This window comes from Streptomyces daliensis (assembly GCF_054782395.1).
The window spans coordinates 1-558 of record NZ_BAAGSO010000117.1; the positions used below are offsets into that span (position 1 = coordinate 1).

1 protein-coding gene is annotated in these 558 nt (G+C 60.0%); it reads left to right on the forward strand.

What is annotated here, in order from left to right; genetic code table 11:
* The coding region (locus ACYVOO_RS31620) for a group II intron maturase-specific domain-containing protein (protein ID WP_461019149.1) at window positions 1-558 on the forward strand (558 nt) is incomplete at both ends.

Consider the following 558-nt stretch of genomic DNA (forward strand, 5'->3'; position numbering starts at 1 on the left):
TTGGCGAACATCGTCCTGTCCGGTCTGGATCAGCATTTTGACGCAAAGCGTCGGGTGCTGTCCTCGGGTTGGGCGATGCAGAGGCATCTGCGGGCCGGGGGAGCCAAGTACCGCATCGTGCGCTACGCGGACGATTTTGTGGTGATGGTCTCCGGCAGTCGTCAGCATGCCGAGGCATTGTGGGATGAAGTTGCCGAAGTGCTCTCTCCGATGGGCCTGCGTCTGTCGGAGGAGAAGACGAGAGTCTGCCACATTGATGAGGGATTCGACTTTCTGGGGTTCCGCATCCAGCGGTGCCGGAAGAGGGGGACGGCCAAGACACACATCTACACGTGGCCGTCGAAGAAAGCGCTCAACTCCATCAAGACGAAGGTCAGGGAGCTGACGCGCCGGAACAGACATCGTACGCTCGCCGACCTGCTGCACCAGCTCACGCTGGTGCTGCGGGGATGGTGTCACTACTTCAAACACGGCGTGTCCAAAGCGACCTTCCAATACCTCGACCACTTCATGTGGTGGCGGGTCACCGGATGGATTCGCAAGCGACATCCGAAGCTG